Origin of the sequence: Flavobacterium soli DSM 19725 (assembly GCF_000422705.1) — a bacterium.
GTDB classification, from domain to species: domain Bacteria; phylum Bacteroidota; class Bacteroidia; order Flavobacteriales; family Flavobacteriaceae; genus Flavobacterium; species Flavobacterium soli.
The window spans coordinates 83,906-109,430 of the sequence record NZ_AUGO01000009.1 but is presented as its reverse complement, the minus strand read 5'-3'; the positions used below and the strand labels follow the sequence as shown (position 1 = coordinate 109,430).

The 25,525-nt window shown below is 35.1% G+C and carries 24 protein-coding genes; 8 read left to right on the top strand and 16 right to left on the bottom strand.

Annotation, left to right across the window (positions count from 1 at the left end; genetic code table 11):
• The first annotated feature begins 12 nt into the window (after positions 1–12).
• Genes nusB through yajC form a run of 3 tightly spaced genes read left to right on the top strand, consistent with a single transcriptional unit; the run spans position 13 to position 1,741 of the window.
• On the top strand, positions 13–918 hold the full coding sequence (nusB, locus tag G508_RS0112425) for a transcription antitermination factor NusB (RefSeq protein WP_026705631.1): 906 nt from the start codon (positions 13–15) through the stop codon (positions 916–918).
• Between the two features lie 11 nt (positions 919–929).
• The gene (locus G508_RS0112420) at positions 930–1,427 is read left to right on the top strand and encodes a DUF1573 domain-containing protein (RefSeq protein WP_026705630.1); all 498 of its coding nucleotides are present in this window, start codon (positions 930–932) and stop codon (positions 1,425–1,427) included.
• 26 nt (positions 1,428–1,453) lie between these two features.
• Positions 1,454–1,741 carry a preprotein translocase subunit YajC gene (gene yajC / locus G508_RS0112415; protein WP_026705629.1) on the top strand — a complete coding sequence of 96 codons (288 nt, stop codon included), beginning with the start codon at positions 1,454–1,456 and terminating at the stop codon, positions 1,739–1,741.
• Positions 1,742–1,786: 45 nt separating this feature from the next.
• On the opposite strand, the gene G508_RS0112410 is transcribed toward yajC, so the two are convergent.
• From G508_RS0112410 to G508_RS0112365, 10 genes are all read right to left on the bottom strand, one after another.
• On the bottom strand, positions 1,787–2,368 hold the full coding sequence (locus G508_RS0112410; protein WP_035694698.1) for a DUF1801 domain-containing protein: 582 nt from the start codon (positions 2,366–2,368) through the stop codon (positions 1,787–1,789).
• Positions 2,369–2,370: 2 nt separating this feature from the next.
• Positions 2,371–3,705 carry a peptidase T gene (gene pepT / locus G508_RS18950; protein ID WP_051197598.1) on the bottom strand — a complete coding sequence of 445 codons (1,335 nt, stop codon included), beginning with the start codon at positions 3,703–3,705 and terminating at the stop codon, positions 2,371–2,373.
• 99 nt (positions 3,706–3,804) lie between these two features.
• Positions 3,805–6,066, bottom strand: coding sequence for an acyl-CoA dehydrogenase family protein (locus G508_RS0112400; protein WP_035694733.1), 2,262 nt, complete (start codon positions 6,064–6,066; stop codon positions 3,805–3,807).
• A gap of 79 nt (positions 6,067–6,145) precedes the next feature.
• The gene (locus G508_RS0112395) at positions 6,146–6,619 is read right to left on the bottom strand and encodes a nuclear transport factor 2 family protein (protein WP_035694695.1); all 474 of its coding nucleotides are present in this window, start codon (positions 6,617–6,619) and stop codon (positions 6,146–6,148) included.
• Positions 6,620–6,628: 9 nt separating this feature from the next.
• On the bottom strand, positions 6,629–7,168 hold the full coding sequence (locus G508_RS18945) for a hypothetical protein (RefSeq protein WP_051197595.1): 540 nt from the start codon (positions 7,166–7,168) through the stop codon (positions 6,629–6,631).
• Positions 7,169–7,177: 9 nt separating this feature from the next.
• Entirely contained in the window at positions 7,178–7,642 is a 465-nt protein-coding gene (locus G508_RS0112385) for a hypothetical protein (protein WP_026705625.1), read from the bottom strand.
• Complete coding sequence (locus tag G508_RS0112380) at positions 7,639–8,316, bottom strand: peptidoglycan DD-metalloendopeptidase family protein (protein WP_026705624.1); 678 nt, start codon at positions 8,314–8,316, stop codon at positions 7,639–7,641. Before G508_RS0112380 ends, G508_RS0112385 begins: the two co-directional genes overlap by 4 nt.
• Positions 8,317–8,411: 95 nt before the next feature.
• On the bottom strand, positions 8,412–8,684 hold the full coding sequence (locus G508_RS0112375; protein WP_026705623.1) for a hypothetical protein: 273 nt from the start codon (positions 8,682–8,684) through the stop codon (positions 8,412–8,414).
• A gap of 134 nt (positions 8,685–8,818) precedes the next feature.
• Positions 8,819–11,224 carry an alpha-ketoacid dehydrogenase subunit alpha/beta gene (locus G508_RS0112370; RefSeq protein WP_026705622.1) on the bottom strand — a complete coding sequence of 802 codons (2,406 nt, stop codon included), beginning with the start codon at positions 11,222–11,224 and terminating at the stop codon, positions 8,819–8,821.
• 264 nt (positions 11,225–11,488) lie between these two features.
• Positions 11,489–11,950 (bottom strand): OsmC family protein, encoded by a 462-nt coding sequence (locus G508_RS0112365; protein WP_026705621.1) that lies wholly within the window; start codon positions 11,948–11,950, stop codon positions 11,489–11,491.
• A 213-nt stretch (positions 11,951–12,163) separates the two neighbouring features.
• Here G508_RS0112365 and G508_RS0112360 point away from each other — a divergent pair, with 213 nt between their 5' ends.
• The 4 genes from G508_RS0112360 to guaB all read left to right on the top strand — a co-directional run bounded on the left by G508_RS0112360 (position 12,164) and on the right by guaB (position 17,750).
• Positions 12,164–13,186: a quinone-dependent dihydroorotate dehydrogenase gene (locus G508_RS0112360; protein WP_026705620.1), complete on the top strand. Its 1,023-nt coding sequence runs from the start codon at positions 12,164–12,166 to the stop codon at positions 13,184–13,186.
• Positions 13,187–13,256: 70 nt separating this feature from the next.
• Positions 13,257–14,120: a hydroxymethylglutaryl-CoA lyase gene (locus G508_RS0112355; protein ID WP_026705619.1), complete on the top strand. Its 864-nt coding sequence runs from the start codon at positions 13,257–13,259 to the stop codon at positions 14,118–14,120.
• A gap of 177 nt (positions 14,121–14,297) precedes the next feature.
• A complete protein-coding gene (locus tag G508_RS0112350) occupies positions 14,298–16,199 on the top strand; it encodes a tetratricopeptide repeat-containing sensor histidine kinase (RefSeq protein ID WP_026705618.1) in 1,902 nt (633 codons plus the stop codon).
• 78 nt (positions 16,200–16,277) lie between these two features.
• Positions 16,278–17,750, top strand: coding sequence for an IMP dehydrogenase (gene guaB, locus G508_RS0112345; RefSeq protein WP_026705617.1), 1,473 nt, complete (start codon positions 16,278–16,280; stop codon positions 17,748–17,750).
• Positions 17,751–17,812: 62 nt separating this feature from the next.
• On the opposite strand, the gene G508_RS0112340 is transcribed toward guaB, so the two are convergent.
• From G508_RS0112340 to G508_RS0112330, 3 genes are all read right to left on the bottom strand, one after another.
• Positions 17,813–20,044: a cation:proton antiporter domain-containing protein gene (locus G508_RS0112340; RefSeq protein ID WP_026705616.1), complete on the bottom strand. Its 2,232-nt coding sequence runs from the start codon at positions 20,042–20,044 to the stop codon at positions 17,813–17,815.
• A gap of 171 nt (positions 20,045–20,215) precedes the next feature.
• A complete protein-coding gene (purB, locus tag G508_RS0112335) occupies positions 20,216–21,562 on the bottom strand; it encodes an adenylosuccinate lyase (protein WP_026705615.1) in 1,347 nt (448 codons plus the stop codon).
• A 314-nt stretch (positions 21,563–21,876) separates the two neighbouring features.
• A complete protein-coding gene (locus G508_RS0112330) occupies positions 21,877–22,566 on the bottom strand; it encodes an SIR2 family NAD-dependent protein deacylase (protein ID WP_035694692.1) in 690 nt (229 codons plus the stop codon).
• Between the two features lie 195 nt (positions 22,567–22,761).
• Here G508_RS0112330 and G508_RS0112325 point away from each other — a divergent pair, with 195 nt between their 5' ends.
• Positions 22,762–23,427, top strand: coding sequence for a TrmH family RNA methyltransferase (locus G508_RS0112325; protein WP_026705613.1), 666 nt, complete (start codon positions 22,762–22,764; stop codon positions 23,425–23,427).
• Here G508_RS0112325 and G508_RS0112320 read toward each other — a convergent pair.
• From G508_RS0112320 to G508_RS0112310, 3 genes are read right to left on the bottom strand one after another with little or no spacing between them, the layout of a single operon-like run.
• Complete coding sequence (locus G508_RS0112320; protein WP_026705612.1) at positions 23,424–24,155, bottom strand: LVIVD repeat-containing protein; 732 nt, start codon at positions 24,153–24,155, stop codon at positions 23,424–23,426. The two genes, G508_RS0112325 and G508_RS0112320, sit on opposite strands and share 4 nt — an antisense overlap.
• A 6-nt stretch (positions 24,156–24,161) precedes the next feature.
• On the bottom strand, positions 24,162–24,674 hold the full coding sequence (locus tag G508_RS0112315) for a hypothetical protein (RefSeq protein ID WP_026705611.1): 513 nt from the start codon (positions 24,672–24,674) through the stop codon (positions 24,162–24,164).
• A gap of 44 nt (positions 24,675–24,718) precedes the next feature.
• Positions 24,719–25,480: a carboxypeptidase-like regulatory domain-containing protein gene (locus G508_RS0112310; protein ID WP_026705610.1), complete on the bottom strand. Its 762-nt coding sequence runs from the start codon at positions 25,478–25,480 to the stop codon at positions 24,719–24,721.
• Between the last annotated feature and the right edge of the window lie 45 nt (positions 25,481–25,525).

Genomic DNA, 25,525 nt, shown 5'->3' with positions numbered 1-25,525 from the left:
CGTGTTAAAGTGATGCAAACAATTTATGCAATGCATCAAAGCAAGTCAGACAATCTTGAAAAAGAAGAAAAATTTCTTTTCTACAGTGTCGAAAATATTCAGGATTTATATTTGATTATGCTTTCGTCTTTGATTGAAATCAAAAAAACCGAAGAAGTTTTTTTAGACAAATCAAGTAAGAAACATTTAGTTACTCCAGAAGAACGTAACCCCAACAAAAAATTCATCAACAATCAAGTCATTGAATTGCTTTCGGAAAGTAATTCCCTTAGTATTGCACTTGAAAACAGGAAAATAAATAATTGGGAATTGGCAGATGAATACATTCAAATTTTGCTTCAGGAAATCAAAAACAGCGATTTCTATTCCAACTATATGACCAATCGCGTCAATAATTTTGAAGAAGACAAACAGTTTGTAGTAGATATTTTTACCGAAATTATTGTTCCAAACGAAAAGTTATATGAGTATCTTGAGGACAATAAATTAACTTGGATCGATGACATTCCGTTAGTGAATACAGAGATTATCAAGCAACTAAAAGCGATTAAAGAAAATAGCGAAATTAAAATCCCTAAGCTTTATAAAGATGCAGATGATAAAGATTTTGTAAAAGATTTGTTTAGAAAAACGGTTTTGAACGAAGGGGCTTTCGCTAAAGAATACATGGACAAGACTCCAAATTGGGATACTGAAAGGATAGCCGAATTGGATACCATTATCTTGAAAATGGCAATTTGCGAGTTTTTAAAATTCCCATCAATTCCTGTAAAAGTTACCATGAACGAGTATTTAGAATTGGCAAAAGAATATTCGACACCAAAAAGTAGCATCTTTATTAATGGTATTTTAGATAATTTGGTAAAAGAATTTCAAGCAGATAATAAATTAAACAAAATAGGAAGAGGTTTAATGTAAATCTAGAAAAGATGATAAAAAAAGTATTTACACTTGTAGCGTTATCAATGCTAATGGTAACTGTTTCTTGCAAAAAAGAAGAAGAAAACACCGAGAAACCAAAAAAAGAAAAAATTGAATTTTCTGCTGAAGAGCGAAAAAAAATGGCTTTTCCTGATAGTAAACCAAAAGTTATTGATCCAAATGCAAAATATGCTTCTATGGATTTTTCAGAAGCTGATTATGATTTTGGAAATATAACACAAGGCGATAAAGTACAGCACGTTTTCACCTTTACCAATAATGGGGATACAGATTTGATTATTACCGATGCAAAAAGCTCATGTGGTTGCACGGTTCCAGAGTATCCAAAAACTCCAGTGAAACCTGGTGAAAAAGCTAGTTTGACTGTTTCGTTTAATTCAACTGGAAAAAAAGGAATAACCAAGAAAACAATTCGAATTCATGCTAATACCAAAAACGAAGTAGAAACACTGTCGATTGTTGCCAATATAGCAGAAAAAAAATAAAACATAAACAAATAAGAAATACAACAATGGAAAATTATATGACTTTTTTGCCTTACGTGGCAATGATTGCGGTTTTTTACTTTTTAATGATCAGACCACAACAACAAAGAGCAAAAAAAGAAAGAGAGTTTGAATCAAGCCTTAAAGTCGGGGACAAGATTATTACTAAAAGTGGTATTCACGGAAAAATTGCAGAATTGGCCGATACAACTATCGTAATCGAAACGATGTCTGGAAAATTGAAAATGGAGCGTTCGGCTATTTCTATGGAAATGAGTGCAAAATTGAATGCTTCACCAGTTATCAAGAAATAATTTTATTTTTTTATAAAGTAAAAACGCTCCATAATGGAGCGTTTTTTATTTGTATTTATCGTTCAAACCTATCTTTTGGAAAATGAGAGGTTTTATTTTTTCAATTCGGGATAGTTTAGTTTTCTCTTGTTTTGCACTTTCAATATGCTCTAAAAATTCATTTTGCTTTGCAACAGAAAATGTAGCAAAAGCTTCAGCCAGAAGTTTGTCAGCATCTAGTTCCTTATTAAAAAGTTCAGAAACAATTGCCTTTTTCTTTTCAGGCTTTATCTCTTTACCAGCTTTAGAATTTGCAATAGCTTCTTTGATATACAATAAAATCAAACTTTCATTAATGTCTTCTTTGGAAAAAAAACGCCATTGTCTCAAGGCTTTCGTGACACCTTCATTGGCATTTACCAGAACTTTGTTTTTATCTTCTAAAAAAACTCCTTGGTAAAACCAAATTGTAAAAAAGTTCTTGAAGCCACCAATTCCTAAAACATTTTTTCCGTTTACAGTATAGGTCAATCCGCCCCATTTTATAGTTTCTACAACCTCGGTTTTAGCAATAATGGACTGAAGAAGATCTAATTCCTCAGCCCAATCATTAACTTTATCCCAAGTATGTTTTTTATCAGAATCCAAAACTATTTTTTCTTTTTCTTAGATTTTGATTTTTTGTCTGATTTATTTTTAGAATCTTTTTTTGACTTTTTCTCTATTCCACTTTCAATAGTAGTAAAATCTGTTGTAGCAGTAAGTTCAGCAATTTTCACAATCACATCAATTGCTTTTTGCATGCTTTCAACAGGAACGTATTCATATTTTCCGTGGAAATTATGTCCACCAGCGAAAATATTCGGACAAGGTAATCCCATATAAGACAATCTGCAACCGTCAGTTCCACCACGAATAGGCTTGATCAAAGGTTTGATGTCTAATTGTTTCATTGCTTTTTCAGCCAAATCAACAATATATTTTACTGGTTCCACCATTTCTTTCATGTTGTAATACTGGTCTTTTACTTCCGTAATTACAATATCTTCACCAAATTGTTTTGCAAATTTCTTATTGAATTTCTTAGTGATATTGTGAATTAATTCTTTACGTTTCAAGAACTTTTTAGCATCGTGATCACGGATGATCAACTGTAGAACTGTTTCCTCAATACTTCCATTCAAATGATGAACGTGAAAAAAACCTTCGTAACCTCTTGTTTCTTCTGGAGTTTCTCCTTTTGGCAATTCATTGATGAAATCATTGGCAATCAACATAGAGTTGATCATTTTTCCTTTTGCATAGCCAGGATGAACACTTTTTCCTTTAAAGGTGATTTTCGCTCCAGCAGCATTAAAGTTTTCATATTCCAATTCCCCAATCTGACTTCCATCCATTGTGTAAGCCCATTGAGCACCGAATTTCTTTACATCAAATAAATCAGCTCCACGACCAATTTCTTCATCTGGAGTAAAACCAACTCTGATTTTACCATGTTTGATTTGCGGATTCTGAACCAAGTATTCCATTGCCGTAACAATCTCTGTCAATCCAGCTTTATCATCTGCACCAAGCAAAGTCGTTCCATCGGTTGTAATAATGGTTTGTCCTTTATATTGCAATAAATCTTTGAAATAATTTGGAGATAAAACGATATTTTGTTCTGCATTCAAAACAATATCGCCACCATCATAGTTTTCTACGATTTGAGGTTTTACATTAAAACCTGTAAAATCTGGAGTAGTATCATAGTGTGCGACAAATCCAATCGTCGGAACTTCATGCTCAACATTACTTGCAAGTGTTCCCATTACATAACCATTTTTATCCTTGGTTACTTCGGTCAAGCCGATGGCTTTTAGCTCTTTAACCAATAAATTGGCCAAAACCAATTGCTTTTTTGTACTTGGAGTAGTGTCAGAATTCGGATCCGATTCGGTATCAATGGTAACATAGCTGAAAAAACGATCAATAATGTGTTGCATAATCTATTTTTGATGTATTAGAAATTTAAATTTTAATGAGCACAAAGATACAAATTGTTAACATTTGTCAATGTTAAGTTTACCATTAAAATCCACCAATTATGGATTGATAATTGGAGCTGCCAAGCAACTTTCCGGAATGTCAAAAGCCTCAACCAGAGCTACAGCATTCGGACGAATTTCCCAACACAATTGATTTACCATTTTTCGGATGGCTTTTGTTTTCACACCTTCCATGTAGCCATCTTCGAGAAACCAACCTTTATTTTTTTCGATTTGCGAAAGTGCATAGAGTTGACAAAGCTCGGTTAATATTGTCTTGCAATTTTCATCTTTTATGCTTTCAATTTCAGTATAAAACTGCTCTAAAGTCACTCTTTCCAAATAAGCCTGTGCCACTTCAATCATCTGATGCTGCACTACGTTGAAAGCATCATACGAATCCAAACCCTCGTCAATCAATTTTTTCAAACGCTTTGCAGCCGAATTTAAAATTTGTTTTTCACGGTATTGAAACGCATTGAGATGAAATTCCTTGTCAAGCAAATGAGCCTCATCTGTATTCCGGGTGGCAAACGGATTCTTCTGAGAAATCACGGTTTTCGCTTGATCATACACATAATTGATAATTCCAAAAGCATTCATTTCACCAAATTCTTTCCTGAATTCCGATAGTCGGTTTTTGGCCACCAATTGCATCAAAACAGTATTGTCACCTTCAAATGTGGTATAAATTTCGGTATCGTTTTTCAAGGCATCAATTCTGTTTTCCGATAAATACCCTTTTCCACCACAAGCTTCACGGCATTCCTGCAAGGTATCTCTGGTATTCCAAGTAGAGTAGGCCTTCATTCCTGCTGCAAGGGCTTCAATTTCCTGCATTTCTTCCTCTTTCTTGCCGATGAATCTTTGGGTTACATATTGCAATCCGAAGTGAATGGCATAGGCTTTCGCCAAATAAGGAAACAACCGTCGTTGATGCATTCGGTAATTCAAAATCGGAACTTCCGAACCGCCTTCTGGACCAAATTGCCTTCTTGTATCGCTGTATTTTATCGCAATTGTCAATCCTGATTTTGCAGCTGCCAAAGCCGATCTTGGAATCCCAATTCGGCCTCCAACCAATGTACCCAACATCGTGAAAAAACGTCTATTGTCACTCGGAATCGGACTCTCAAATTCTCCCTTTTCATTGATTTGAGCAAAACGATCCAGCATGTTTTCTTTCGGAATCACCACATTATGAAACTGAATGATACCATTATCAACACCATTCAGACCCATTTTTAAGTCGCAATCTTTTATAGTTATGCCTTCCAGAATATTTAAATTTTCTTCTCGTAGCGGAACAATAAAAGCATTCACGCCATAATCATGACCGTCGATTATAAGCTTTGCAAAAACCGTTGCCATCCTTCCATGATTGGCCGCGTTCCCAATATATTCTTTTTGGGCTTTTTCGTGTGGTGTATGAATCGTGAAAGTTTTAGCTGAATGGTTGTAAGTGGCTGTCGTTTCAATCCCTTTTACATTAGAGCCATGGTGGGTTTCCGTCATGGCAAAACAACCAGGAAGATCAAGTGTCCCGATGTCCTTCAGGTATTTTTCGTAATGTTTTTCCGTTCCCAATGATTGGATGCTCATGCCCCAAAGTCCAAATTGAACGCCAAATTTAATCACCAAGCTCAAATCGTGGTAACTCAACGTTTCCATTATCGCAAAATAATCGGCAATGTTTTCGCCTCCTCCATATCTTTCAGGATACGCCATATTGCCAAGGTTTTCTTTTGCCAATATCTTGCACCATTCTAAAACTTTTTCTCTGTAAACAAAAATATCCGTCGAAGTTTCATACTCAAATTCAGGTCTCGAAATAACTTCTTTCACCTTATTAATAATGGGGGCCTGTTCTCCATCAAGAATTGAAGTCAGTGTGGCAACATTAAATTCAACCACATTTCCATATTCAGAAGTAATGGTAGTGTGACTTTCTTTAAAAGTATTAATGACCTCTTCACTCAAAATTCCAAGATTGTTTTCCAATTCTTCAAATTGAGGCTTGAAGGAAATAACTTCAGCATCTTCATTTGATAAAGCAACAACCAAATCAAAAAGGATGATGGTTTTAGGAGAAGATGCAATTTGCCTTTCGATTATTTTTTTCCATTCTGATAATTCCGAACGTGATGGAGGCGAAGCGAGATTGATCTTGGACAAAAGAAAATTTTTATCTTCGGCTTTAAGCCAATTTCTGGAAGATATGAAAAGATGTAAGGTATCGAATTCTTTCTTGGTCAGGATGTCATCGGCCCAAGCCAAATATAAATAGGGAAGAAAGATAGTAAAGTTTGAATTGTTCATTTTGGGAAGCATTTTAGTGTTCCCTAAAAATAAGAAATTGCGAACCAAATCACGATAAAGAATTGTTAATTAAAACAAGTTACTTCTTCTTCGATTGATAGTATCGAAGCGATTGCAATGCATTTTCCTGAATTTTTCGTTGCATAAAACCTGTCCAACCCAGAAGGTAACCCGGCAACCCTAAAGCCTGTTTCGACCATTTCCATATATCAAAATCATCCGTATGCTTGATGATTAGGCCATCCTTAAAAACAAAGGAAGCCCGAATCACATTGACAACTTTCCGATTAGTTTTGCTAAAGGTATAAGTTGCCACCCATTTCGCAGTACCCGAAAGTTCATTAGCTTCCACATCCGAGAATTCGATTTTGATAGCACCTTTGCCTTTTTCGATCAGCATTTCCCACATGTCAATTACGTCCGGTCCTTCTAATTTCCCAAAAGCCGGATCTTGAAATTGAATTTCTTTGTGATAACAACTTGCCATCGTCTTTGCGTTTCCTTCTGCAAATCCGGCATAAAACTCTTCAATCAGGTGTTGGGTTGTGTTCATAATTTGAATTTAAAGTGAGTTTAGGGCTGCTTTCGTATTATAGGTTTTCAAATCTTCGGCAATCCCCAAAACCTCAATTGTAGATTTTTTATTGATTGCTGTAAAATGTCCGGTTTTGCTGCTGTATAAATCCTGATTTCCCTTAATTTGAAAACGGATATTCGAAATTTGAATTATTTTCAGTTTGTTCATTTCACTTGCAGTTAAGAAATAATAGGCAATGGTTTGCTTTTCTTTCATTTCGCGAATGCCTTTATCGGTGCAAATAATATACGAACCATCTTCCAAAGTAAGGTAAACATTGTCACCAATATAGAAATTTTCATCGGAAACATTGATGCCTATTTTTAGTATTCCGCCTTTTTCGGTTTTAGCAATTTGGGCATTTAAAATTCCGGAATAGGTATAAGACGGACATAAAAATTCCCAATTGCTTGTTGCAGGATATTCCTTCCCGTCTTTTGTAATCATTTTTTCTTGGGCTATAGCCAAAAAGGGAATCGTTAAAAATAAAATCAGAAGGGTTTGTACAAATGAAGATCTATGCATTTTTGTTTTTTATTTGAATTCGTCTGTCCAATCGGTTGATTTTATGGCAGAAACTTTGTTTTCATTATTGATGGTCACTCTCAATTCTTTGGTAACGAAATCCCTTTGATATTCTGCTTTATAGCGAAAAATATAGCTATCGTCTAGTGTATTATGAATTACTTGAGCTAACTTGATGTCCTTGAATTCGCCATATTTTATTCTGAATTTTCTGCAAGTGGCAGTCAATCGTTCCAATGTGGTGTTTTTGATAACCGACTCCGTTGCTTCACTTTTACTGAAAGGCTTGAATTTAGAGGTATTACATGTCATCAAAACACGTTTTCCTAATTCATAAGCTTTACTTTTTTTAGTTTTATCAACCGTGTTGGCATCTACAACGGCAATTGTAGGTTTTTCGGCTACTTTGCTTTTTGATTTACAAGCGTTTAATGCAAAAGTAAACAGGATTAAAAGTAAGATTGCTTTTCTCATAGTTCATTTATTTTTAAAAGTAGATTAGGGTCGGGACAATTTTGAAGGTAACTATCCAAATCATTTTGGCTCGAAACTCCGGGATAATCTCCAAAGTAATCTCCCATATCTTCAATGATTTGAAAGTGCAAATGTGGAGCATAATCTCCGTTTACAGATGCATCTCCTAGGGTTCCAATTGGTTCTCCAGATTTAAATTCGGTTCCAATTTTGAGAGTTTCTATGCTTTCAATCGATAAATGGCCATATAAAGTATGAAAATTTATATCGTCAATCTCATGCTTCAAGATGATAGTGGGACCATAATTTCCAAGACCTACATTATAATCAAAACTGTGGACGGTTCCGTCAAGTGGTGCCAAAACAGGAGTTCCTTCCTTGATCCATAGATCCATTCCGATATGGATATTTCGTTCTTCCAAATCCAGTTCATTAAAGATGGAACTTCTTTTATAGAGATTTCGAAATTCCTTATAACCGCCAAAAGCTACTTTTGCATTCTTTTGTTTCAAATAAGTATTGATGTATTCTTCGTATTCGTCTGCATTTTTCAAAACCAATAAATCAGTGTTTGAAATCGATAAATCCAATGGTTGATAAAGTTGATAGGGAATTGAAGCATCAATTACTTTGCTATTTTTTTGAGCTTTTAAAATAGTTTCTAATGGGGTCATTTTGGTTTGGATTTATTTTTCAGTTTAAATTTAAAATAAAAAATGCCAACATAAAAAATTTATGTTGGCATTATAACGTTTCATTAAGAAACTAATTACTTTTTGATTTCGATTTTAGAATCTTCACCCGAAACTTTAACGGTTGTTTTTTTGTCACCATCCTTGCTTGAAACATCAAGACCATCTTTATCTATTGAAACAGATGTTCCATCTTCTTCTTCCTCAACTTCAGGTGCTGCAGGAACGGGTGGTGGAGCAGGAGCTGCTATAGGTTCTGGTGGAGGTGGTGGAGCTACAGGAGTATCTTTTTTACAAGATATAATAGTCATGATAGACATCATTCCTAAAACGAACAGTACTTTTTTCATATATTTTGGTTTTGATTAATACAAATTGAACTCTAAATATACGTTTTTTATTGTATAGTTTACGCTTTCGTAGCTCTTATGATTTTCAGAAAAAAAAATCCCAACCGTTTAAAGATTGGGATTTCACTATTCTATTAATATAAACTCGGATATTTATCTGGTTTTGCCTCACTTATAATGGCATATACTTTTTCGAAAATATCTTCGGCCGAAGGCTTAGAGAAATAATCGCCATCTGTTCCATAAGCAGGACGATGGGCTTTTGCAGCCAATGTTTCAGGTTTACTGTCTAAATATTTATAAGCGTTTTGAACGTCCACAATTTGTTGCAAGATATAAGCAGAAGCTCCTCCTGGAACATCTTCATCAATCACTAGCAAACGGTTTGTTTTGGCTACACTTTTCACGATATCATGGTTGATATCAAACGGCAATAGCGATTGAACGTCAATAATTTCGGCATTGATTCCAACTTCTTGCAATTCTTTTGCAGCTTGTTCAATCAAACGTAAGGTTGAACCATAAGAAACAATTGTGATGTCTGTTCCTTCTTTTATTGTTTCTACAACTCCTATTGGTGTTTTAAATTCTCCCAGATTGGTTGGCATTTTTTCCTTCAAACGATAACCGTTTAAACATTCTACCACCAAAGCTGGTTCATCCGTTTCTAATAAAGTATTATAAAAACCAGCGGCTTTTGTCATATTTCTAGGAACCAAAACATGAATTCCACGAATCGCATTGATGATCATTCCCATCGGAGAACCTGAATGCCAGATACCTTCCAGACGGTGTCCACGGGTTCTGATGATTAGCGGAGCCTTTTGTTTTCCGCGTGTTCTGTATTGCAAAGTAGCCAAATCATCACTCATAATTTGAATCGCATAAAGCAAATAATCCAAATATTGAATTTCGGCAATCGGTCGTAAACCTCTCATTGCCATCCCGATTCCTTGACCTAAAATGGTCGCTTCACGAATTCCTGCATCGGCAACACGAAGTTCTCCGTATTTTTCCTGCATTCCTTCGAGACCTTGGTTTACATCACCAATATTTCCGGCATCTTCACCAAAAATCAATGACTCTGGATATTTATTGAAAATAGCATCAAAGTTGTCACGTAAAATCAAACGGGCATCGGCATCTTCGGCAGATTCGTCATAAGTTGGCAACACTTCTTTCACAGAAAAAACATTTTCTTCCGATTGAGAAAACAAATGCGAACTGAATTTTGGTTGAATTTTTTCGGTATAATTTACGATCCAATCAGCCAATTCTTTTCTTGAGCTTTCGTTTACAATACGACGTAAAACTTTACGAGCTGTAATCAAAATTTCTTTTCTAATGGGCTCTTTTATACCTTTTAATTCGGTAGTATGTTTGTTGATGAAATCCTTTTTGTCGCTAGTTTCAGCAATTTTATCCAATAAGGCAATCAATTCTTTTTGTTCATTTTTTGTTGGAGAAACAAAAGCTTCCCAGGCTGCTTTTTTACCATCTAGCACTTCTTTCTTGCTGGCATTTTCCATTTCGTCCAATTCTTCTGGAGATGCAATATTCAAAGCAATCATCCATAATTTCATCTGACGAACACAATCAAAATCGCTTTCCCAAGCCAATCGTTCTGCATTTTTATAACGCTCGTGAGAACCAGAAGTAGAGTGTCCTTGGGGTTGTGTCAATTCATTCACGTGAATCAAAACTGGAACGTGTTCTTCTCTTGCAATTTGAGCAGCTTTTTGATAAGCATCAACCAAGGCAGGATAATCCCAACCTTTCACACGAATGATTTCATAACCATTTCCGTTCTCGTCACGTTGAAAACCTTTCAAGATTTCAGAGATGTTTTCCTTTGTAGTCTGATGTCTCGCGTGAACTGAAATTCCATATTCATCATCCCAAACACTCATTACCATCGGAACTTGCAAAACTCCAGCAGCATTGATGGTTTCAAAAAATAATCCTTCGGAAGTACTGGCGTTACCAATTGTTCCCCAGGCGATTTCATTTCCGTTGATCGAAAAATTTGTTTTATTATGAATTCCCGTAACGTTTCTGTAGATTTTTGAAGCTTGAGCCAAGCCTAACAAACGTGGCATTTGTCCAGCCGTTGGCGAAATATCGGCACTTGAATTTTTTTGCAACGTCAGGTTTTTCCATGAACCATCTTCGTTCAAACTATGGGTTGCAAAATGACCACCCATTTGGCGTCCAGCCGACATTGGATCATGTTCAATATCGGTATGACCGTATAATCCGGCGAAGAATTGTTGAATATTCATCTCGCCAATCGCCATCATAAAAGTCTGATCCCTGTAATATCCCGAACGAAAATCGCCGTTCTTGAAAGCCTTTGCCATAGCGAGTTGTGGCACTTCTTTCCCGTCACCGAAAATACCAAATTTGGCCTTTCCGGTTAATACTTCACGTCTCCCAAGAAGACTACATTCTCTACTGGTTATGGCAATTTTATAGTCGTTTAAAACTTCGGTTTTAAAATCTTCAAACGAAATTTCTTTCTGGGTTTGTGGGTTTGTCATAATGGTCTTCTTAAGGATTCTCAAGCAAATTTAATTAAAAGTATCGATTTATCATAATAGCATGAAGAAAATATAATTTGATTATTGTCAATGAATTACTTCTATACGATTGGTTTTTTGAATAATATGCAATGAATGTTCTGTTTATATGATAAAAATAAATCAATTGAGGTTTGTTACTTGTTGAATTATCACAAATTTATTTTGTTATAAAAACATGCTAGCAAAAAATGAGTAATCCTAATTTGTCTAAATAAAATAAATTTATCCAACCAAGCAAACCACTTCATGCCTAACTGGAAAATTAACCGAATTCGCAATAAAACAAAGCTCATTTGCCTTTTTATGCAATGCATTGGCCAACTCAATTTGAGATGCATCGGTAATCGTTACAACTGGATGTAATGTTACTTCTGTAAAACGTCCGCCATCGCCTTCGGTAATCATGGTTCCAGTGGCATTGTCTTCATAATCAACTACCGTGATTCCTGCTTTTACGCAAACATGAAAATAGGACATCATGTGGCAAGCCGAAAGTGAGGCAACCAATAAATCTTCGGGATTGTGCTTGGTTTTGTCGCCGTGAAAAGTAGGATCGGCTGAACCTTCCAGAGTTGGTTTTCCATCAATCAAAACGATATGATTTCTATCATAAGCTCGGTAAGAGGACGTTCCTGTTCCTTTGTTTCCAGTCCATTTGACGGTTAGTTTGTAGTGGTGTTGCATTTGTTTGTTTTTTTGTTTTTTGCCACAGATTAAAGGATTTTCACAGATTACATTAAAGCTTTTTTAGAAATCATTTCTAATCCTTCAATCTGAGGCAAACTTTTTATAAGTTTCAAATATAAACTTTTTACAAATCCATTTTGATCTTTTTCAGTATCAAATAGCTAAACTGCTTACTATTTTCTACTTTTGCCAAACAACAACTCAACAACAATGTACAAACTAATACTTCGTCCGATACTTTTTTGGTTTGATCCAGAAAAAGTGCATTATTTTACCTTTTCATTAATTCGAACACTATCAAAAATCCCAGGGTTCACATCACTTTTCAAATCTTTATATGAAGTAAACGACAAGCGTTTGGAAACAGAAGTTTTTGGTTTGAAGTTTAAAAACCCTGTTGGATTGGCAGCTGGTTTTGACAAGGATGCTAAATTATACAAGGAGCTTTCAAATTTTGGTTTCGGATTTATCGAAATCGGGACGCTTACGCCAAAAGGACAAGAGGGAAATCCTAAGAAACGTCTTTTTCGTTTGAAAGAAGATCAGGCAATCGTGAACCGAATGGGTTTTAACAACGGGGGTGTTAAAGAAGCGGTTGAACGATTGAAACAAAATAATGGTGTTTTGATCGGTGGAAACATCGGAAAAAATAAAGTAACGCCAAATGAAGATGCTGTCAAGGATTATGAAATTTGTTTTGATGCCTTGTATGATTTTGTGGATTATTTTGTAGTGAATGTGAGTTCTCCAAACACGCCAAATCTTCGCGCTTTGCAGGATAAAGAACCTTTGACGCAATTGCTTCAAACCTTACAGGATAAAAATTTGGCTCGACCAAAACAAAAACCAATTCTGCTTAAAATTGCTCCAGATTTGACTGATGAACAACTTTTGGATATTATCGATATTGTAAATCAAACGAAAATAGCGGGTGTAATTGCAACCAATACAACTATTTCTAGAGAAGGTTTAAAGTCAATAAACCGAATCGAAATGGGCGGACTTTCAGGGAAACCTTTGACGAAACGTTCAACAGAAGTCATTAGATTTTTATCTGAAAAAAGCAATAAATCGTTTCCAATCATTGGGGTTGGAGGAATCCATACTGCCGATGATGCTATCGAAAAATTAGAGGCAGGAGCGAGTTTGGTGCAACTTTATACTGGTTTTATTTATGAAGGGCCAGCTTTGGTAAAAGCCATTAATCAGAAGATTTTGAAGTCTAGATTTTAAGCTTTCAGGAATGTTCAATTAAAAGAGAAATCGATTTCGTAGATTTTATTTCTTTATCTATCTTTGAAAAATGGAAGCAATTAAGATCATAGAATGTCCTCGTGATGCCATGCAAGGTATAAAGGCATTTATCCCTACCGAAAAAAAAGTGGCTTACATTCAATCTTTGTTAAGGGTTGGGTTTGATACACTGGACTTTGGAAGTTTTGTTTCGCCAAAAGCCATTCCGCAAATGCAAGATACTGCCGAAGTTTTGGCACAACTGGATTTGTCACAAACAAAGAGTAAATTATTAGCTATTATCGCCAATACTCAAGGTGCATCTATTGCTTCCCAGCATAAAGAAATAAAATATTTAGGATACCCATTTTCTATTTCAGAAAATTTTCAGATGCGAAATACGCATAAAACTATTGCCGAATCATTGGTTACCTTACAGGAAATCCTCAATATTGCCGATGCAACAAACAAAGAAGTCGTTGCCTATCTTTCGATGGGTTTTGGAAATCCTTATGGCGATCCGTGGAATGTAGAAATAGTAGGCGAGTGGACTGAAAAATTATCAAATATGGGAGTGAAAATTCTTTCGCTTTCGGATACTGTTGGAAGTTCTACACCTGATGTTATTGACTATTTGTTTTCGAATTTGATTCCGAAATATCCAGAGATTGAATTCGGAGCCCATTTACATACAACTCCAGAAAAATGGTTTGAAAAAGTAGATGCCGCATATAAAGCCGGCTGCCGAAGATTTGATGGTGCTATTCAAGGTTTTGGAGGTTGTCCGATGGCAAAAGATGACCTGACTGGAAACATGCCTACCGAAAAATTACTTTCTTATTTTACTACTCAAAAGGAAAACACCAACACCAGTCCGATGAGTTTTGAAAGTGCCTATAATGAAGCGACCAAATTATTTGGAGCATTTCATTAAATCCGATTCTTCGTAAGTACTGCTTTTTATTTTCAATAAAAATCATAGTTATTCGTAATTTTTTGCATTAAAATCATTTGTTTTTGATATTGACTTTATTTATTGGTATCAAAGCGGTTTTTTGCTACAAGTAATGAATTTTTTTATACTTTTACTTTACGAAAACTCCATCAAAATATGCTCCAAAAAAACATTTTACTTTTCTTGTTTTTTTTTATTTTACAAAATGCTAATGCTTTACAATCAGATGATTATGAGGAAAAAGTGCCTGTTGTTGAGAAAAAAATAGATCAGCTACTGGAAAAAGCAGATAGAGTTAAATATGACGACAATGAGCTAAATCTTGAACTGATTCAGCAAGCAGAAGTACTCGCTTTGCAAAATAAAAGAGAGAAAAAGCTGGGTGAAATCTATACGGCTTATGGTGTTTCTTACTACGTAAACGGTTCATACGACCTCTCCCTTCAAAAGCATATTAAAGCACTAAGTATTCATGAAAAGTATGATAATCAAATATTTATAGCTAAATCGTTGAATGGAATTGGACTCGTGCAAATGGGCTTGAATCAAAATCATGAAGCCATCAAAACATTTGAAAAATGTGCTGCAATGAACCAAAAAATAAAAAATTTTGTTGCAGTTGGTCGAAATCATTTCAATATCAGTATTGCTGAAATTGAGCTGAAAAATTACAAAGAAGCATTAAAGATGCTCAGGAAAACACTCAAAATAACAGTCAAGAGCGAAGATGTAGATACGGAACACATGGTATATAGCAGGCTGGGAGAGGTGCATCTTTTTCTCAATGAAATAGATTCTTCCTTACACTACTATGAAAAATTGTTCAACCATCCAAAAGAACTAAGCAAATGGGAAAAGGCATATTCTTATGCTGGAGTAGCTAAGACATATCTTGCAAAATCAGATTGGCAACAAGCTGAAAGATATGCTTTGGAATCTTATAAATATTCAAAAGAAATAGAGGCAAAATGGGATATAGAACGAAGTACCCACATCTTATCTGATATATATGCTTCAAAAAAAGACATGATCAATGCCTACAAATATTTGGCTATTCATAAAAAATATAACGACAGTTTGTATGATGAAGAAAAAATACGGGAAATCAATTATCTGCAATTAAAAAGGAAAGAAGCGGAAAATCTGCAATTAAGTAGTGAAAAAGAAGCTTCTTTACAAAAAGAAAAGACTAATCGAATAATTGCCTATTCATTTGGTTTACTGGTGCTTTTTCTATTAGGAATATTATTTTTATTGATGAAGAATATAAAACTGAAAGATAAATTTAATGCCGAACTCACTCAAAAAAATAATGATATCGAAGGCCAACGTGCTATTATTGCATCTCAAAATGAAATTTTAGAAGGACTCAACAAATCCAAGAACCATCTGTTTTCGATTTTATCTCATGATTTAAAATCACCAATCAATTCTATTTTTCAGGTTTTAGAATTGCAGAAGCAAGGTCATTTGACTCAAGATATTCAAGAAGAAATTTTCGAGCAATTGCTAAAGCAAGTCGAAGGAACCTCAATGATGCTTAATAATTTATTGCATTGGGCCAATACTCAAATGGATGGAACTGTTGTAAATTTTGAAAATATCAATCTTACAGATGTTGTCAACACCTCCATAGATTCATTTTATATGGAAGCCTTCAAGAAGAAGATTACCATCCATAATCCCGCCGAGAATCAAAGTTATTTTATTTATGCGGATTTGGGACAAGTGAGGATAATTGTTCAGAATGTTTTGGCGAATGCCATAAAATTTACACCTGTAGAAGGAAGGGTAGAAGTTTTTTATACAGAAGATGAGCAGTATCAGCACCTTCATATTATTGATTTTGGTTTGGGAATGTCAAAAAATATTGTGGATGAAATTGTGAATTATGATAAAAGAATGTCTTCTGAAATGGGTACAGCCATGGAAAAAGGTACTGGCTTAGGGCTTTTATTGGTGAAACAATTCCTGATCAATAACAAAGGAAAGATGCATTTGAAAAGCGAAGAGGGAAAAGGAACCGAGTTTGTGATTTCATTTTTAAAGACAAAATAAATTCGTTGTAACTGCATATTATTTATTGAACTATATTTTGTATATTTGCACGCAATTTAACTACAACTACAAATTGCAATGATTGCACACAACTCAAAGATTATCGGTGAAGGTTTAACTTACGATGATGTACTCCTAGTTCCAAATTATTCGAATGTACTTCCTCGCGAAGTAAGTATTCAATCAAAATTTTCAAGAAATATTACGTTAAATGTTCCAATTGTATCTGCAGCTATGGATACAGTGACCGAAAGTGCTATGGCAATCGCTATGGCTCAAGAAGGCGGAATTGGTGTTTTGCATAAAAATATGACTATCGAGCAACAAGCTGGAAAGGTTAGAAAAGTAAAAAGAGCAGAGTCGGGAATGATTATCGATCCTGTGACTTTACCTTTGAGTTCGACTGTTGCTGATGCTAAAAATGCAATGAAAGAATTCGGTATTGGAGGTATTCCAATTGTGGATGAAAATAAAAAATTGAAAGGTATCGTTACCAATCGTGACTTGCGTTTCGAGAAAAACAATGCAAGACCTATCAGTGAAGTGATGACTTCAGAAAACCTTGTTACGGTTGCTGAAGGAACTTCTTTAGAACAAGCAGAAGTGGTTTTGCAAGGTCATAAAATCGAAAAACTGCCTGTTGTTAATTCCGACAATACTTTGGTCGGATTGATTACTTTCAGAGATATTACTAAACTCACTCAAAAACCTATTGCTAACAAAGATGTTTACGGACGTTTAAGAGTTGCAGCTGCAATTGGTGTTACCGGTGATGCTGTTCAAAGGGCTGAAGCACTTGTAAATGCTGGTGTTGATGCCATCATTATTGATACGGCTCACGGTCATACCGAAGGTGTTGTGAATGTTTTGAAAGAAGTAAAAAGCAAATTTCCTCAAATTGATGTTATCGTTGGAAACATTGCGACTCCAGAAGCGGCTAAATATTTGGTAGAAAATGGTGCTGATGGTGTAAAAGTAGGAATCGGACCTGGTTCTATCTGTACAACTCGAATTGTTGCAGGGGTTGGTTTCCCTCAGTTTTCAGCAGTTTTAGAAGTTGCAGCAGCCATAAAAGGGACTGGAGTTCCAGTAATTGCAGATGGTGGAATTCGATATACAGGTGATATTCCAAAAGCGATTGCAGCTGGAGCTGATTGCGTGATGTTAGGGTCTTTATTGGCTGGAACAAAAGAATCTCCGGGTGAAACTATCATTTTTGAAGGTAGAAAATTCAAATCTTACAGAGGTATGGGGTCTGTTGAAGCCATGCAGGAAGGTTCGAAAGACCGTTATTTCCAAGATGTTGAAGACGATGTGAAAAAATTAGTTCCAGAAGGTATTGTGGGTCGTGTTCCTTACAAAGGAGAATTGAATGAAAGTATGCAACAATTCATCGGCGGACTTCGTGCGGGAATGGGGTATTGTGGTTCAAAAGACATTCCAACTTTACAAGAAACGGGTCGTTTTGTTAGAATTACGTCAAGCGGAATTACAGAAAGTCATCCGCATAATGTGACAATTACGAAAGAAGCTCCAAATTATTCGAGATAATTTCTAGTTTTTTAGATAAAATAAAAAGGCATAAGTTTTAAATTCTTATGCCTTTTTTGATGCTATTTTCGGAAGAAATCTGTAATCAGTTTTTTACTTCCTACGATCCAAACGATGTCATTTTTTTCTAAAACCATGTGTGATTCGGGATTCAGCAAACGTTTACCATTTCGCTCAATACCTACAACCAAACCATGTGTTTTTTCTCTAATTTGAGATTCGCGGATGCTTTTTCCGATGAACTCATCATTGTTCATTTCCAGTTGTTTCAACACAATGTCTTTTTCGGTTATACTGGTGTTAACTTCAATTTCGTGTCGATCAAGATACTCCTTAAAATCTTCAACCTGTTTATCGGTTCCGATGACGCAGACTTCATCCCCTGGAAATAAACGCTCGTTCCTGCTTGGAATATCAATCATGATTTCACCACGTTTGATAAAAGCGATATTGATTCCCATCGTTTCTCTAATTTGCAATTCCTCAAGTGTTTTTCCAGCAATATTTGATTCTTTTGCAATATCAAAAGTCGTCATGTGTCCGTCCCAAGGCGTTAAATCACTTCGGCTTCGGCTGGCTTTGATGATTTCTCGAGCATTTAGATTTTTGATAAAATGACTTTCGATTTTATGGTATTGCTTGTTGAGTTTCTTCGGAAATAATATATATACAACTACGGCAATAATCAAGGCAATTAAAGCTACTCCAGGAGAGAAAAAGGTGTTTAAAAGAAAACCTAAGTAAAATATCGTCAAAAGCATTCTCAATAAAATCATCATGATGATGGTACCACGGTATTTTCGTTCCATCATCAAGGCTTCTACTTCTTTAACGGCAACCCGACGGAGTGACAAAGCATAAAAGAAAGGCGATAGTATAAATAAGGTTATCAATGCCGCTAATCCGTTTCCGAATCTTGAATTTTCTACCAGTGGCAAGATGTATTCAGATGATAATAAAATTACGGCAACTATAATCACTGAATGTATTACAACTTGTGTAAGATAAGCCTGAAGTACAATTTGCCAATTACTGGCCGATTTTATCGCTTGAGAATTTGAGCTATAACGTTCGATTTTCTTGATCCATTTCTTGGGTAGTTTTCGTTCCAGAAAATTAGAAAAAGGAACCGCAAATTTCACCATAAAAGGCGTGGTAAAAGTTGTTACGGCTGAAACAGCTACAACAATAGGATACAGAAAGTCACTTGTTACATTAAGCGTCATTCCCAAAGTAGCTATGATAAAGGAGAATTCTCCAATTTGCGACAAGCTCATTCCGGTTTGTATGGATTGCTTTAAAGGTTGGCCAGAAAGCAAAGCCCCAGTAGTTGAACTGATAGATTGCCCTAAAATAGTTACCAAGGTCAAAACCATTACTGGAAAGGCATATTCTACCAAGGTGTCAGGATTGATCAACATACCAACCGATACGAAAAAAACCGCACCAAATAAATCTTTAACAGGTTTTACTAAATGTTCAATATGTTCAGCCTGAGTAGTTTCGGCTATAATAGAACCCATAATAAAAGCTCCCAAAGCCGGTGAAAAACCAACATTCGAAGCCAATATCACCATCATCAAACACAAGGCGATGGAAATAATTAGCATCATTTCGTCGGTCAATAAATTCTTGGCTCTTTTTAATAACGTTGGAATAAAAAAGATACCACCCACAAACCAGAGCGTCAAGAAGAATATTAATTTCAAGACAGAAAGCAATAATTCTGTTCCTGAAAACTGCTGGCTAACAGCTATTGTAGAAAGTAAAACCATCATTAAAATGGCTACAATATCTTGTACAATCAAAGATCCAATTACTATTCCAGCAAATTTTTGGGTTTTTACGCCAAGTTCATCAAAAGTTTTGAGGATAATTGTTGTGGATGATATGGAGAGAATTACTCCAAGAAAAATACTGTCCATTTTTTCCCAGCCCATCCATTGGCCGGCAAAATACCCGAGGATCGTCATTGTTATAATCTGAGTGACGGCGGTTATTGAGGCGGTTCCACCCACTTTCATCAGTTTTTTAAAACTAAATTCGAGTCCCAAACTGAATAGGAGGAATATGATTCCAATTTCGGCCCAAACTTCTACACTGGCCTTATCGGTTACAGTAGGGAAAAAGTCAAAATTATTTCCCGCTAGGAATCCTGCAATCAAGTAACCCAAAACTAAAGGCTGCTTGATTTTTTTAAATAACAATACGGCAATTCCACCAGTCATTAGGATCAATCCCAAGTCACTGATGAGAGGTTTTAAATGATGGGTAGTTTCGGCTACTAGGCTCATAAATAAGTTAAATTGTTTTTGGGTTTTTGAATTGTTGTAAGATAACGAAATAATCTCAAATTTTAAAAATTCAATCAAGGTGAAACCATTAAATTTAGGAAAATTTTATAAAAAAATCCCGTCTCATTTAGCACGAGACGGGATTTATATATTTTCCAAAAGCTTATGGATTTAGATACCCAAATAATTACTTGGTGAAATTCTCAACAATTCTTCCTTGATTTCTTCCGATACTTCAAGTGTTGCAATAAAAGTATGAATCGCTTCTTTATCAATTGTAGTATTTGTTCTTGTCAATCCTTTCAAGGCTTCATACGGATTTGGATAAGCTTCTCTTCTCAGAATAGTTTGAATAGCTTCGGCAACAACAGCCCAGTTTTTCTCTAAATCTTCGGCAAATTTATCAGCATTTAAAAGCAATTTGTTCAAACCTTTCAAAGTAGCTTCAAAAGCGATCAAAGTATGTCCCATCGGAACACCAATATTTCTCAAAACCGTGCTATCCGTCAAATCGCGTTGCAATCTTGACAAAGGCAATTTAGCCGATAAATGTTCGAAAATCGCATTTGCAATTCCTAGATTTCCTTCAGAATTTTCAAAGTCAATCGGATTCACTTTATGTGGCATAGCCGATGAACCAATTTCTCCCGCCTTGATTTTTTGCTTGAAGTAATCCATCGAAACATACGTCCAAATATCTCGGTCTAAATCAATTATGATCGTATTTATTCTTTTCAAGGCATCAAAAAATGAAGCAAAATGATCATAATGCTCAATTTGTGTTGTCGGGAAAGAATGATGCAAACCAAGATTTTCCTCTACAAATTTATTTCCGAATTTTCTCCAGTCAATTTGAGGATACGCCACATGATGTGCATTGTAATTTCCAGTCGCACCACCAAATTTAGCAGCAAACGGAATATTGAAAAGAAAACGCATTTGCTCTTCCAAACGCTCTACAAAAACGCCAATTTCTTTGCCCAAACGAGTAGGAGAGGCCGGCTGTCCGTGAGTTCGAGCCAACATTGGAACATCTTTCCATTCCACGCTTAATTCCTTCAATTTGGCTACCAATTCAATCAATAATTTCAAATAAACCTCTTGAAAAGCTTCCTTTGTCGAAAGTGGAATCGCTGTATTGTTTATATCCTGAGAAGTTAATCCAAAATGGATAAACTCTTTATATTCCGATAAACCTAAGTTGTCAAAAGCCGTTTTGATAAAATATTCAACTGCTTTGACATCATGGTTTGTAGTTTTTTCAATATCTTTAATTGCTTGAGCGTCAGCTGTAGAGAAATTTTTATAAATGTCACGCAAGCTGTCAAACAAGTTCTGATTAACATTTGCCAATTGAGGCAAAGGCACTTCGCACAAAGCAATAAAATACTCAATTTCCACCAAAACGCGGTATTTAATCAACGCTTCTTCCGAAAAATACTGCGAAAGCGAAACGGTCTTACTTCTATATCTACCATCAATTGGCGATACGGCATTCAATTCATTTAAAATAGTCATTGTCGTTGTGTTTTGAAGTTCGCAAATATAAGGCTTTACAGGCAATTTTGAAAAGGAAAATCTTTTAAAAAGTGCATTCTTTTTTCAGGAGCCAATCCCGCTATCCGTTCCCAATCTTTTCTTTTTTTAAAGAAAAAAAAGAAAAGGATTTCCACTACTATCGGGGCTAGCTTTGCTGTCGGAGTCAGTAGTTTTAGAATAAATCTTTTTTTTTATTTTTTATTCTTTCGGCTTTAAAGAATTAAACCATTAAGATATTAAGTTTCATTAAGTATTAGCAAAGAAATCTTAATGAACCTTAATATCTTAATGGTTCAAAAAAACAAAAGTCTTTCTTTCAAAAGCCTCATTCCCTCCGAAGCCACATTAGCAAAAACCTCCAACGGATTTCTCAAATTCGGAATCGAAATTGGTTTTGGATCAATATAAAAAATCGGAACATTTGAATCTACATAGTCAATCAATCCTGCAGCGGGATAAACCTGCAACGAAGTTCCAATAACAACAAAAAAATCAGCTTCTAACGTAATTTTTACCGCTTCTTCCAAAGCGGGAACATCTTCGCCAAACCAAACAATATGTGGTCTCAACTGAAAGCCATTGTCGTCAAAATGGGTCGGAAATAAATCATCTTTCCAATCCAATACATAGTTGTAATCATTTGTACTTCTTACTTTTAATAATTCCCCATGAAGATGCAAAACATTCGAACTTCCCGCACGTTCGTGCAAATCATCAACGTTTTGTGTAATCACATAAACATCAAAATCAGTTTCAAGTTCAGCCAATATTTTGTGGGCCAAATTTGGTTCAACGGTTTGCAATTGTTTTCTTCTTTGGTTGTAAAAATCTAAAACCAATTCAGGATTTTTTTTCCAACCTTCGGGAGTAGCAACATCCATCACATTATGCCCTTCCCAAAGTCCGTCAGAATCACGAAAGGTTTTGATACCACTTTCGGCACTGATTCCGGCACCAGATAAAACAACTAGTTTCTTTTTCATCAGAATAAATTAAACTCAAATTTACTCAAAATAGTTTTCATACATTGGATTAAAGATTTAAAAAAGCATCCACAGATTCACGGATTTATTCTTAAAAAAATAATTTTTCAAAATCTGTGAATCTGTGGCAACAACTCTTTTTTATACCAACTTTGTCAGTTTTAATTTTAGTATTTTTGCAAAAATAATATTTTCATGATCGATACCGACTATCTCAACTATCTTGAACAATTCTTAACCGATAACAGAAAAGAAAAGTTTCTAAAAGTACTTCAAAATCGCACCAATCATTTCACCGTTGCCATTGAAGATGTTTTTCAGTTACACAATACAAGTGCTGTGATGCGAAGCTGTGAGGTTTTTGGAGTGCAACAACTCAATGTTGTCGAGGAAAAATTCGGGAAGAGTATTGATAAGGAAATTGCCATGGGAGCCCAAAAATGGGTAGATGTCAATCGTTATGAAAGCATCTCAAATTGTGTGGCAAGTTTGAAAAATAAAGGATATCAAATCATTGCCACAACACCACACGAAAATGATTGTTTGCTGGATGATTTTGACATTTCAAAACCATCAGCATTTTTTTTCGGAACAGAGCGAGATGGATTATCTGAAGAAGTGATGAAAAACGCAGATGGTTTCTTGAAAATTCCCATGGTTGGTTTTACCGAGAGTTTGAATATATCGGTTTCGGCAGCGATAATTCTACAAAATGTGATGAATAGATTGCGTCATTCAGATGTAAATTGGCATCTTTCAGAGGAAGAAATGCTGGAAAAAAGAATTCAATGGGCTAGAAGCTCAATAAAAGATATCAAGAGGATTGAAGCGAGATATTTTAGTGAGAATAAAACGGTTTAGAATAAAATTTCGCTTTGCATAGTGACATTCGTAATATCTTGAGAATTCAAAGTATAGCGGTATAGACCATTTTCTCCAATGGCATATAATTCATCTCCTTGAATAATAACATCAAAGCATTGCTTAGAAATTGCTTTTACTAAAACAGGTTCAGATGGATCTTCAATATCAAATATTTTTATTTCATCGTCACATACTATGAGGTAATTATGATATAATCCTAAACCTTTTGGTGCAACTAGATTTCTTCTATGAACTAAAAGTGGAGCATTAGGATTTGTTGTGTCATAAACCTCAAGAATATTGATCGTATTGCCACAATTATTATTTGAATGCAATGTTACAAAAGAGTGAGTTTCATTTGCAACTACAGGATCACAAGCCGTAAAGTGTTGTACAGCAGATAGCATCACGGGGTTTTCTGGATTTGTAAGACTGTAAATATACATACCACTTCTTGAACCGATATACAGATTTTCTCCAAACGAAAATAAAGTCTCAATATCAAAGCCTACATTGATAGTATTTACTTTAGATGGTTGAGAGGTGTCTATCAATGAAAAAACATTCAGATTAGCATTATCTACAGTATAAAGGTAATTTCCTTTTAATGCAAAAATCGCTAATGATCCTCCTTTTCCATCTCCATTATTTATTGCCTCGCTTGATCCATCATTTGAGCAACTTATAATTATAAAAAAAAGTACAATAAATTTTAATAATTTCATTTTCTTTTAATTTAAAGGAGTCCAGTCTATTACGATCATATTTTCATTAACATTTGCTTCAAAACCTTGAGGAGACAGTTTTGGCGGGAAGACATTCCTGTTTCTATTCGATACTGTGATAGAATTATTGGTTTGATTATAGGATAATGTCACCAGATCAACAGCTTGATTGATGTAAATAATATTATTTCGAATTGCCAAGTCAGTAGCACCGGGTATTTGGATAAATCCAATTTTTACAGGGTCTTGAGGATTGGAATAATTGTATACATGAAAACCTTTGTTTACTTCGTTTATAAACATAAAATTATCTTTAATGTATATTTTTCCAGATTGAATTACATCTTGGGGAGGAAGAGCTTCTACAGCATCTTCTAACTCTGTTCTCGAAATAACCACAGCGGTGTAATTATTTGAGATCGGCTCAACAAAATTATCATCATCTTGGCCAAAACCCCAACAACTGTTTAAAAGAAGTGTAAGTATGAAAAGTGAAAGTAATATAAGCAGTTTTTTCATTTCCAGAAGTTTATTGTAAATGTAATGCTTTTTGTGAAGTAATTTTATTTTCTCTTCAAAATCTTATATTCTTCATAGCAAGCACTAATTGCATCCAAAATTTGCAAGTCATTAGCGGTTTTTACAAAAGATTCTGAGTAGTTGCATCGAGCCAAGATTTCGGCGATTTCATCTTTGGTAACACCTAAAAGAGCTGAAATGGTTTCACGATCAAACTTGGTCTCCAAAAGATTTTTAACCGTATCGTCTTTTTTCATTTCCTTCAAACGCTTTAATTCCTTTGGTTTTTTCCCGAAGAAATTATAGAGCATATCTGCTGGATTGAAGATGGAACCTAAAACTCTCCCAAAAGCATTTGGTGAATATTCCCCTGCTTCATAGCCTTCAGAAAGGCCAGAAATGCTATAACGGTAGTTTTCTTTAGTTGGAATTAATTTGGCATCAATTTCAAGATAACCTGTCAAAACATAAGGTCGAATTACAACTTCTTCCAAGGCATAAGCCCGTTCTGTAAGCTGGATAGTTGTAGTTTTATTTTTGATCCAGTCATTGGTAACTTTAACCTTTATGGATTTATATCCTAAAAGGGAAATATGCAGCGTGTCATTGGCATTAGCCATCATTTCAAATCTTCCTTTATCATCTGTTATTTCACCTTTTACGGTATTAACGTTGATAATGTTAACATTTTCTAAAGGTTTATTTGAGGTGTCATCTTTTATGATTCCAGAAATAACACTGAGTCCTTCTTGAGCAGATAGGGCATTTGAAAGGATAATAAAAAAGAAAACTGCAAAATATCTCATGTCGTGTTTTAAGACCCTAAAAGTAATAAAACAGTCGAAGATATT

What these genes read in the sequence shown, in the direction of transcription:
- nusB (WP_026705631.1), top strand. Translation starts at nt 13, where the DNA reads ATGCAAACAATTTATGCAATGCATCAAAGCAAGTCAGACAATCTTGAA.
- G508_RS0112420 (WP_026705630.1), top strand. Translation starts at nt 930, where the DNA reads ATGATAAAAAAAGTATTTACACTTGTAGCGTTATCAATGCTAATGGTA.
- yajC (WP_026705629.1), top strand. Translation starts at nt 1,454, where the DNA reads ATGGAAAATTATATGACTTTTTTGCCTTACGTGGCAATGATTGCGGTT.
- pepT (WP_051197598.1), bottom strand. Translation starts at nt 3,705, where the DNA reads ATGCAACACATTATTGATCGTTTTTTCAGCTATGTTACCATTGATACC.
- G508_RS0112400 (WP_035694733.1), bottom strand. Translation starts at nt 6,066, where the DNA reads ATGAACAATTCAAACTTTACTATCTTTCTTCCCTATTTATATTTGGCT.
- G508_RS0112395 (WP_035694695.1), bottom strand. Translation starts at nt 6,619, where the DNA reads ATGAACACAACCCAACACCTGATTGAAGAGTTTTATGCCGGATTTGCA.
- G508_RS18945 (WP_051197595.1), bottom strand. Translation starts at nt 7,168, where the DNA reads ATGCATAGATCTTCATTTGTACAAACCCTTCTGATTTTATTTTTAACG.
- G508_RS0112385 (WP_026705625.1), bottom strand. Translation starts at nt 7,642, where the DNA reads ATGAGAAAAGCAATCTTACTTTTAATCCTGTTTACTTTTGCATTAAAC.
- G508_RS0112380 (WP_026705624.1), bottom strand. Translation starts at nt 8,316, where the DNA reads ATGACCCCATTAGAAACTATTTTAAAAGCTCAAAAAAATAGCAAAGTA.
- G508_RS0112375 (WP_026705623.1), bottom strand. Translation starts at nt 8,684, where the DNA reads ATGAAAAAAGTACTGTTCGTTTTAGGAATGATGTCTATCATGACTATT.
- G508_RS0112370 (WP_026705622.1), bottom strand. Translation starts at nt 11,224, where the DNA reads ATGACAAACCCACAAACCCAGAAAGAAATTTCGTTTGAAGATTTTAAA.
- G508_RS0112365 (WP_026705621.1), bottom strand. Translation starts at nt 11,950, where the DNA reads ATGCAACACCACTACAAACTAACCGTCAAATGGACTGGAAACAAAGGA.
- G508_RS0112360 (WP_026705620.1), top strand. Translation starts at nt 12,164, where the DNA reads ATGTACAAACTAATACTTCGTCCGATACTTTTTTGGTTTGATCCAGAA.
- G508_RS0112355 (WP_026705619.1), top strand. Translation starts at nt 13,257, where the DNA reads ATGGAAGCAATTAAGATCATAGAATGTCCTCGTGATGCCATGCAAGGT.
- G508_RS0112350 (WP_026705618.1), top strand. Translation starts at nt 14,298, where the DNA reads ATGCTCCAAAAAAACATTTTACTTTTCTTGTTTTTTTTTATTTTACAA.
- guaB (WP_026705617.1), top strand. Translation starts at nt 16,278, where the DNA reads ATGATTGCACACAACTCAAAGATTATCGGTGAAGGTTTAACTTACGAT.
- G508_RS0112340 (WP_026705616.1), bottom strand. Translation starts at nt 20,044, where the DNA reads ATGAGCCTAGTAGCCGAAACTACCCATCATTTAAAACCTCTCATCAGT.
- purB (WP_026705615.1), bottom strand. Translation starts at nt 21,562, where the DNA reads ATGACTATTTTAAATGAATTGAATGCCGTATCGCCAATTGATGGTAGA.
- G508_RS0112330 (WP_035694692.1), bottom strand. Translation starts at nt 22,566, where the DNA reads ATGAAAAAGAAACTAGTTGTTTTATCTGGTGCCGGAATCAGTGCCGAA.
- G508_RS0112325 (WP_026705613.1), top strand. Translation starts at nt 22,762, where the DNA reads ATGATCGATACCGACTATCTCAACTATCTTGAACAATTCTTAACCGAT.
- G508_RS0112320 (WP_026705612.1), bottom strand. Translation starts at nt 24,155, where the DNA reads ATGAAATTATTAAAATTTATTGTACTTTTTTTTATAATTATAAGTTGC.
- G508_RS0112315 (WP_026705611.1), bottom strand. Translation starts at nt 24,674, where the DNA reads ATGAAAAAACTGCTTATATTACTTTCACTTTTCATACTTACACTTCTT.
- G508_RS0112310 (WP_026705610.1), bottom strand. Translation starts at nt 25,480, where the DNA reads ATGAGATATTTTGCAGTTTTCTTTTTTATTATCCTTTCAAATGCCCTA.